The sequence below is a fragment of the Pseudomonas wayambapalatensis genome (genome assembly GCF_049942315.1).
Lineage (GTDB): Bacteria > Pseudomonadota > Gammaproteobacteria > Pseudomonadales > Pseudomonadaceae > Aquipseudomonas > Aquipseudomonas wayambapalatensis.
In genome coordinates, this window is record NZ_JBNFMU010000030.1 from 1 (window position 1) to 8,082 (window position 8,082).

The window sequence follows — 8,082 nt, forward strand, 5'->3', positions numbered from 1 at the left end:
GCCGGAAATCGGGGCCCGCGTTGCGGGCCCCCCCCCTCTAACGATTGAACCGCTCCGCCAGGCTATGCAGGTACTCCGCCATCCGCTCCAGATCCTGGCTGATCTCAGCCCCCTGCTTCGCCTGCCCGGCGCTTTCGTCGCACAGGTGGGCAATGCGCACGATCTGCTGGTTGATATCCTCCGCCACATGGCTCTGCTGCTCGGACGCGGTCGCCATCTGCTGACTCATGCCAGTAATGCGGCTCACCGCCTGAACGATACCCGCCAGCGCCGACTGCACCGCCTCGACGCTGTGCACGCTATCGCGAGAAATCTGCTCGCCGCGGCTGGCGCTGCTCACCGCGCGCTCGGCACCGGCACGCAGCGAGGCAATGATCTGGTGGATTTCCTCGGTGGAGGTGCGGGTGCGCTGGGCCAGCGAACGCACCTCATCGGCCACCACCGCAAAGCCCCTGCCCTGTTCCCCGGCACGCGCCGCTTCGATTGCGGCATTGAGCGCCAGCAGATTGGTCTGCTCGGCAATCGAGGTGATCACATCCACCACACTGCCGATCGACTGGGTCTGCTCGGCCAGGGCATTGACTGCCTGGCCGATGTCGTTCACCGCCTCGCTCATGCTGCCCATGGCGCGCAGGCTCTGCTGGGCCAGGTCACTGCCCTGCTGCGCCAGCTGGTCGGCATCGCCGGCCGCGTGGGCGGTACTCTGCACGTTATGGGTGACCTGCTGGATGGTCGCCGCCATCTGCGCGATAGCGGTCGCCGACTGGTCGGTTTCGCTGCGCTGTCGGTCGAGCATCTGCGCCTGGGCATCGGACAGTTCCGCTGACTGCGCGGCCCGTGACTTGACCCCGACGCCAGCATCCACCAGCCGCGTGAGCGCAGTCTGCAGACGCGCCTCTTCGCTGATGATCGCCAGGTCGAGCTGACCGCGCAGGCCCGGGTTGTCACTGTAGGTCAGGGCGACCAGCGGACTGGTGAAAGCCTTGGGATGCTCGGCCAGGGTACGGCGAATGGCCTGGTTCTGCCGGTGTTCGATCAGATACCAGGCACTGAACAGGCTGACCATCAGCAGGCCCAGCGCCGCATAGGGCGGTAGCCACAGGTAGCCTGCCGCCGCAATCAGCCCGGCACCCACCAGTGGCCAGCCAGTCCCCAGGCCATGCCCCAGCCGCGCCGCCCAGGGCACCGGCGAGCGTTCGGCCCGCAGGCGTGCGTACAACGCTTCGGCACGACGAATCTGTTCGCGGGTCGGCACCGAGCGCACCGACTCGTAGCCACTGATGCGACCGTTCTCGTAGACCGCCGTGACATAGGCGCTGACCCAGTAGAAGTCGCCGTTCTTGGCGCGGTTCTTCACCACCCCCATCCACGGCTTGCCTTGCTTGATGGTTTCCCACATATGGCCGAACACCGACGGCGGCATGTCGGGGTGGCGCACCAGGTTGTGCGGCTGCCCCACCAACTCGTCGTAGGTGAATCCGCTGATCGCCACGAACGCGTCGTTGCAGTAAGTGATCCGGCTGTTCAGGTCGGTGGTGGAAATCAACCGCTGCTCGCTGGAGAACGTTCTTTCATGCTCGGTTACGGGCAGATTCGTGCGCATCTCGGGCGGTCCTTGCTTGTGTAGATGAGAGGGAAATTTCATCAAAGCAAGTAAAGGTTTAGCAGAGCTTTTTCACGTGCGGGATCAGCATTTGTAAGAAAAGTTCCCGACCTGACGGAATGTATTTTCGGCAACGCCGATCAGCCCACATTCAACTGCGACTTGAGCAGGTCGCGGAAGGTCTGGATCAACGGTTCGCGGCTGCGCCCACGGCGGATGATCAAAGAGAATGGCGCCTGATAGCCGAAGGTAGACGGCGATAACACGCGCAGATCACCTTTGTCGGCCCAGGCCTGGGCATAGTGCTCGGGCAGGTAACCGATGTAGGCACCGGACAGGATCAGGATCAACTGCGCCTCCATGCTTTCCACGGTCGCCGCGCTGTGCTTGAAACCGTGCCGGGCCAGTTCCGCCTGGCTCCAGTAACCCCGGCCGACCATGCGTTGCTGAGTGATGACCTGCGCCGGAATGCGCCGCTCGCTGAACAGCGGGTGGCGGCTGCTGCAGTACAGCCAGTGCTGCTCGCGGTACAACGGCTGGTACACCAGGCCGCTCATGCGCGAAGAGAAGGCGCCGATGGCCAGGTCCAGGCGGTTGTCCTGCACACCCAGCTGCAGCTCGTAAGGGCTGGACACCGACAGGTGCAAGTGCACGGCCGGGTGTTCCTGGCTGTAGGCGCCGATCGCCTCGGCCAAGGGCAGCGCGCGATCGCCAACGGTGGAGTCGATCACTCCCAGGTTGAGGGTGCCGCGCAGCTCACCCTTGAGCGCCGCGGCGTATTGCTCGAAACCGTCGAGCTCGCCCAGCAGGCGCAAGGTCTCCTGGTGGAATAGCTCGCCCTTGCTGGTCAGGCTGAAACCACCACGCCCACGGTGGCACAGCACCAGGCCCAGGGCGCTTTCCAGCTGGCTCATGTAGGTGCTGATGGCCGACGTCGAAAGGTTGAGGTCGCGCTGGGCATTGGCGAAACCCTGGTGGCGCACCACGCTGGCAAAGATGCGCAACAGTTTCAGGTCGGGCAGCGATGAGGCCATGGCGCACGGGTTCCGTCGAGTGGAAATGCGCCAGAGTCTACCGCGCCTGCGCGTCGATAGTTCAGAAATTCCTGAAGTAAGTATTTGTCGGTAGCGATTCTTCCCGCGCACTACCTTGCGCAGACTTGGCCGAAATGTCCCTGGTCGCCGGCGCCTTCGCGCTTGCCGAGCGTGCCGCGACACAGGTTCGAACAAACAGAACAATCGACCGACTGATGAGGCCCACCGTGGACAAGATTCTCCACCAACCACTGGGCGGCAACGAAATGCCGCGTTTCGGCGGCATCGCCACCATGCTCCGTCTTCCTCACCTGCAAAGCGCCGAAGGCCTGGACGCCGCCTTCATCGGCGTGCCACTGGATATCGGCACCTCGCTGCGCTCCGGCACCCGCTTCGGCCCGCGGCAGATCCGCGCCGAATCGGTGATGATCCGCCCGTACAACATGGCCACCGGCGCCGCCCCGTTCGACTCGCTGTCGGTCGCCGACATCGGTGACGTGGCGATCAACACCTTCAACCTGCTCGACGCCGTGCGCATCATCGAAGAAGCCTACGACGAAATCCTCGAACACAACGTCATCCCCATGACCCTGGGTGGCGACCACACCATCACCCTGCCGATCCTGCGCGCCCTGCATAAAAAGCACGGCAAGATCGGCCTGGTACACATCGACGCCCACGCCGACGTCAACGATCATATGTTCGGCGAGAAGATCGCCCACGGCACCACCTTCCGCCGCGCCGTCGAGGAAGGCCTGCTGGATTGCGACCGCGTGGTGCAGATCGGCCTGCGCGCCCAGGGCTATACCGCCGACGACTTCAACTGGAGCCGCCGCCAGGGCTTCCGCGTGGTGCAGGCCGAAGAGTGCTGGCACAAATCGCTGGAGCCGCTGATGGCCGAAGTGCGCGAGAAGGTCGGCGGTGGCCCGGTGTACCTGTCGTTCGACATCGACGGCATCGACCCGGCCTGGGCGCCAGGCACCGGCACCCCGGAAATCGGCGGCCTGACCACCATCCAGGCGATGGAAATCATCCGCGGTTGCCACGGCCTGGACCTGATCGGCTGCGACCTGGTCGAGGTCTCGCCACCGTACGACACCACCGGCAACACCTCGCTGCTGGGCGCCAACCTGTTGTTCGAAATGCTCTGCGTGCTTCCCGGCGTGGTGCGTCGCTGATCACCTGAAACACCTGCAATACCCAGGCAGGAGCCGTGGGTCAGGGCCATAGAGGCCCGCCAACACTCGATGAGGAGCGCCGGACGCGGTGAGAGCGTCCGAGCGATCGATCTCGCATAATAAAGATAATCGGAGACACCCATGGCCTTGGACATCATTGTTGTACTGATCTACGCCGCTGGCATGCTCGGGCTTGGCTGGTACGGCATGCGGCGGGCGAAAACCCACGAAGACTACCTGGTCGCCGGACGCAATCTCGGCCCGACCCTCTACATGGGCACCATGGCCACTACCGTGCTCGGTGGTGCATCCACCGTCGGCACCGTGCGCCTGGGCTATGTCCACGGCATTTCCGGTTTCTGGCTGTGCGCGGCCCTGGGCCTGGGCATCATCGCCCTGAACCTGTTCCTCGCCAAACCGCTGCTGCGCCTGCGCATCTTCACCGTGACCCAGGTCCTGGAGCGCCGCTACAACCCGATGGCGCGCCAGGCCAGTGCAGTGATCATGCTGGCCTACGCGCTGATGATCGGCGTGGTCTCCACGCTGGCCATGGGCACCGTGCTGCAAGTGCTGCTCGAAGTGCCGTTCTGGATGGCCTTGCTGTTCGGCGGTGGCGTGGTGGTGGTCTACTCGACCATCGGCGGCATGTGGTCGCTGACCCTCACCGACATCGTGCAGTTCATCATCAAGACCGTGGGCCTGATGTTCATCCTCCTGCCGGTGTGCCTGTACAAGGCCGGTGGCTGGGATGCACTGGTGGCCAAGCTGCCGGCGGCGAGCTTCCAGCTCACCACCATCGGCTGGGATACCATCATCACCTACTTCCTGATCTACTTCTTCGGCATCCTGATCGGCCAGGACATCTGGCAGCGCGTGTTCACCGCACGTGACGAGAAGGTCTGCCAGCGCGCCGGCACCGCCGCAGGCGTGTACTGCGTGATCTACGGCCTGGCCTGTGCCCTGATCGGCATGGCCGCCCATGTGCTGATGCCTGACCTGGCCAACCCGAACAACGCCTTCGCCGAGATGATCAAGACCACCCTGCCCGACGGCATCCGTGGCCTGCTGATGGCGGCGGCACTGGCGGCGATGATGTCGACCGCAAGCGCCGGCCTGCTGGCGGCGTCCACCACCCTGACCGAAGACCTGCTGCCCAAGCTGCGTGGCGGCAAGCGCTCGAGCCTGGGCGTGAACCGCCTGTTCACCCTGCTCACTGGCGTGGCAGTGCTGGTGATCGCCCTGGCGGTGAACGACGTGATCAGTGCCCTGACCCTGGCCTACAACCTGCTGGTCGGTGGCATGCTGATCCCGCTGATCGGGGCGATCTTCTGGAAACGCGCCACCACCCCGGGTGCAATCGCCAGCATGTCGCTGGGCTTTGCCACCGCGCTGTTCTTCATGTTCAAGGACGGCCTGGATGCCAACTCGCCGATCTACTACAGCCTGGCGGTGGGCCTGGTGAGCTTCATCGTGGTCAGCCTGATGTCGCGTAAACCGACGGCTGCGGTGAACCTGGCCTGATTCCAGGGCAGAAAATCTCCGGACCAGCCCGCCCCTACCCTGTGGAAGCAGCTGTCTTGTTCAAAATCTAAAGGTCAGCCCAATCCCTGTGGGAGCGGGCTGGTCCCGCGATCAGCGGCGAAGCCGGTGCCATGCACTACGAAAGCCACACCACAGATCCCCCTTGCAAAAACGCAAAAGGCCGCCGCATCCCCCAAGGATGCAGCGGCCTTTTTCCTGCGCTAATCAGCGCCGACGCGGCTGGCGCTTGCGCTGTTCTTCGTCGGTGGGGATCGGTACCGGTTGCAATGGCGGTGGTACCAGGCCAAGGGCGACGGCAAGGTCGTGGAGCCAGTTGTACATGCGCTTGTTCATAGTGCCCCCTTCACGGGTCAGCCTTGCGGCAAATCAGTCCTGCGATGCTTCATACAGATCATAGTCCCATGTTCTGTATATCGCCTGCGTCTAACCTTACAGATATGGGCGATTTTGCCGCAGATCAAGCGGAAACGCCGTACTCCGACAGCCGGTTTACTGTTTCACCTTGTTGCAGGTCGATCCAGGCCTGCAAATTCGCCCCGCACATGCCCTGGCGCCACATCAACCAGGTCTCGGCATGATCGAACGGCGCCTGCAGCGGATGCGCGCTGACCCGCTCGCGCCCCGGCAGGCTGTCGAGCATCGAACGCGACATCATCGCTACCCCGGCACCGGCGATCACACACGCCAGCATGCCCTGGTACGACTCGATCTCCATCACCCGTCCCATGGGCGTGTGGTCGTGCGCGTACCAAGCCTCCAGACGCATGCGGTAGGCACACCCCTGACGGAACGTGAATACCGAACGCCCGGCCACATCACGCGCGCTATGCACAGGCGGGTGCTCGGGGCTGGTGATCAGCACCAGTTGCTCCTCGCACAAGGGCACGCCATCGAGCCCGGCCAGCCCCGGCGGGCCATCCACCAGGGCGGCGTCCAGGCGGCGCTCGAGCAGGCCCTGCAACAGCTCGCCGCTGGGCGCGGCCTGCACCTGCAGGTTCACTGCCGGGTACGCCTGGTGATAACGCGCCAGCAACGCCGGGAGCTGGATTGCCGCCGTGCTGTACATGGTGCCCAGGGTGAAGTCCCCTGCGGGCTGACCACCCTGCACCGCCGCCATGGCCTCATCGCGCAGCGCCGCAAGGCGGTTGGCGTAATCCAGCAGTACCTTGCCTGCCGGCGACAACTGCAGACGCTGACGCTCACGCAGGAACAACTCGACCCCCAGTTGCTCTTCGAGCTGACGCAGGCGCGTCGACAGGTTCGAGGGCACCCGGTGCAGGCGCTCGGCGGCCCGGGTCACCGAGCCCTCCTCGGCGACCGCCTGGAAAATCCGCAGTTGGCTGAAGTCCATTGAATTCTCCAAAACAGAACAACTTGATCATCATTATTCAATTTTATTGAAAGTCAAGATTCCCTACCCTGCCATCCATCGCTTATCACTGCGCAGGAGTTTTCCCATGTCGCCCTTACTGCAACTGCTGGCCAGTGCCGTCGCACTGATGATGGCCATGGGCATCGGCCGCTTCGCACTGACCCCACAAATGCCCCGCCTGATTGCCGAAGGCCAGTTCGACCTGACCGCAGGCGGCCTGGTGGCCGCTGCCAACTATCTCGGCTATTTCATCGGCGCCGTGGACGGTATGTTCGCCCGCCACCCGCACCAGGTGCGCCTGCGCCTGCATGCCGGGCTGTGGCTGTGCGTGCTGCTGACCCTGGCCTCCTGGGCCGCCAACGGGTTCTGGAGCCACCTGCTGCTGCGCTTCGGCACCGGTGTGGCGAGTGCCTGGGCATTGGTGATGCTGACCAGCCTCAGCCAGCACGTGGCCAGCAGCCACGGCCGTGCGCGACTCGGCGCCCTGGTGTTCGCAGGCCCCGGCGTGGGGATCGCCATCACCGGCTTCCTGGCACTGGGCGCGCACCTGCTCAGCCTCGATTCGGCCGCGTTGTGGCTGATGTACTCGGTGGCCGCGCTGGTGATGCTGCTGGCCGTGCTACCGTGGCTGCCCCGCGCCCACCTGCTGACGCCTGCGACCACTAACGCACCGGCACAGGCTCATTCACACCAGCGCGGCATAGCCCGTCTGGCGGTGGTCTATGCGCTGTACGGCATTGGCTACATCCTGCCGGCCACCTTTCTGTCGCAGATGGCCAGCCAGCAATTCCAGGGGCAGTGGCTTGCCGACCTGTTCTGGCCCGGTTTCGGCCTGGCTGCGGCGCTTGGCGTATTGTTCGTCAGCCTGCGCGGCCCGGGTCGCACCAGCGCCTGGCTGACCGCCACACTCTGGCTGCAAGCCTTGGGTGTGTTGGCCTGCCTGTTGGGCGGTGGTATCGGACTGGGGCTCGGGGTACTGCTGTGTGGCGCGCCGTTCCTGGCCTGCATGCAACTGGTGATGCAGCGCTCACGGGAGCTTGCACCCCACGCCACCCAGCGCAACGCCGGTCTGCTGACCGCCTGCTTCGCCCTTGGCCAACTCAGCGGACCGTTGCTGGCCGCGCTGAGCAACCACTTCAGCGGTGGGCTGCAACCCGCACTGTTGCTGGCGGCTGCGGGGCTGGGGATCGCCGGGTTGCTGGTGGCGACAAGCAGGTCGGATCAACGCGCCGCAGAGCAACTGGCGCCCCCTGTGTAGGAGTAACTGTCTTGCTCAAAATCTAAAGACCAGCCCAACCCCTGTAGGAGCGGGCTTGCCCGCGAACACGGGCGTAGCCCGTGCCAGGCAGCGCG

General features: G+C 64.5%; 7 protein-coding genes. 3 read left to right on the forward strand and 4 right to left on the reverse strand.

Translation table 11 applies throughout. The features are described 5' to 3' along the window. Positions 1-37: 37 nt before the first annotated feature. Positions 38-1,603, reverse strand: coding sequence for a methyl-accepting chemotaxis protein (locus ACPZMI_RS00570; protein WP_411384048.1), 1,566 nt, complete (start codon positions 1,601-1,603; stop codon positions 38-40). A 140-nt stretch (positions 1,604-1,743) separates the two neighbouring features. Continuing rightward, positions 1,744-2,637, reverse strand: a complete 894-nt coding sequence (locus ACPZMI_RS00575) for a LysR family transcriptional regulator (RefSeq protein WP_186666854.1) — start codon at positions 2,635-2,637, stop codon at positions 1,744-1,746. A 227-nt stretch (positions 2,638-2,864) separates the two neighbouring features. Between ACPZMI_RS00575 and speB the strand changes: the two genes are divergently transcribed. Together speB and ACPZMI_RS00585 are read left to right on the forward strand one after the other, a co-directional pair. Continuing rightward, the gene (gene speB / locus ACPZMI_RS00580; RefSeq protein ID WP_063543768.1) at positions 2,865-3,815 is read left to right on the forward strand and encodes an agmatinase; all 951 of its coding nucleotides are present in this window, start codon (positions 2,865-2,867) and stop codon (positions 3,813-3,815) included. Positions 3,816-3,956: 141 nt separating this feature from the next. Further along, positions 3,957-5,336, forward strand: a complete 1,380-nt coding sequence (locus ACPZMI_RS00585; RefSeq protein ID WP_426351459.1) for a sodium:solute symporter family protein — start codon at positions 3,957-3,959, stop codon at positions 5,334-5,336. Positions 5,337-5,561: 225 nt separating this feature from the next. Here the strand turns inward: ACPZMI_RS00585 and ACPZMI_RS00590 are convergent, their stop codons facing one another. Together ACPZMI_RS00590 and ptrR are read right to left on the reverse strand one after the other, a co-directional pair. Next, complete coding sequence (locus ACPZMI_RS00590) at positions 5,562-5,690, reverse strand: PA1414 family protein (protein ID WP_256093825.1); 129 nt, start codon at positions 5,688-5,690, stop codon at positions 5,562-5,564. A gap of 124 nt (positions 5,691-5,814) precedes the next feature. Further along, positions 5,815-6,708, reverse strand: a complete 894-nt coding sequence (gene ptrR / locus ACPZMI_RS00595; RefSeq protein ID WP_186666855.1) for a putrescine utilization regulator PtrR — start codon at positions 6,706-6,708, stop codon at positions 5,815-5,817. 106 nt (positions 6,709-6,814) lie between these two features. On the opposite strand from ptrR, the gene ACPZMI_RS00600 reads away from it, so the two are divergent. Beyond that, positions 6,815-7,987 carry a YbfB/YjiJ family MFS transporter gene (locus ACPZMI_RS00600; RefSeq protein WP_426351460.1) on the forward strand — a complete coding sequence of 391 codons (1,173 nt, stop codon included), beginning with the start codon at positions 6,815-6,817 and terminating at the stop codon, positions 7,985-7,987. The last annotated feature ends 95 nt before the right edge of the window (positions 7,988-8,082 follow it).

Coding starts and splice junctions, on each gene's coding strand:
- ACPZMI_RS00570 (WP_411384048.1), bottom strand. CDS start 1,603: ATGCGCACGAATCTGCCCGTAACCGAGCATGAAAGAACGTTCTCCAGC.
- ACPZMI_RS00575 (WP_186666854.1), bottom strand. CDS start 2,637: ATGGCCTCATCGCTGCCCGACCTGAAACTGTTGCGCATCTTTGCCAGC.
- ACPZMI_RS00585 (WP_426351459.1), top strand. CDS start 3,957: ATGGCCTTGGACATCATTGTTGTACTGATCTACGCCGCTGGCATGCTC.
- ACPZMI_RS00590 (WP_256093825.1), bottom strand. CDS start 5,690: ATGAACAAGCGCATGTACAACTGGCTCCACGACCTTGCCGTCGCCCTT.
- ptrR (WP_186666855.1), bottom strand. CDS start 6,708: ATGGACTTCAGCCAACTGCGGATTTTCCAGGCGGTCGCCGAGGAGGGC.
- ACPZMI_RS00600 (WP_426351460.1), top strand. CDS start 6,815: ATGTCGCCCTTACTGCAACTGCTGGCCAGTGCCGTCGCACTGATGATG.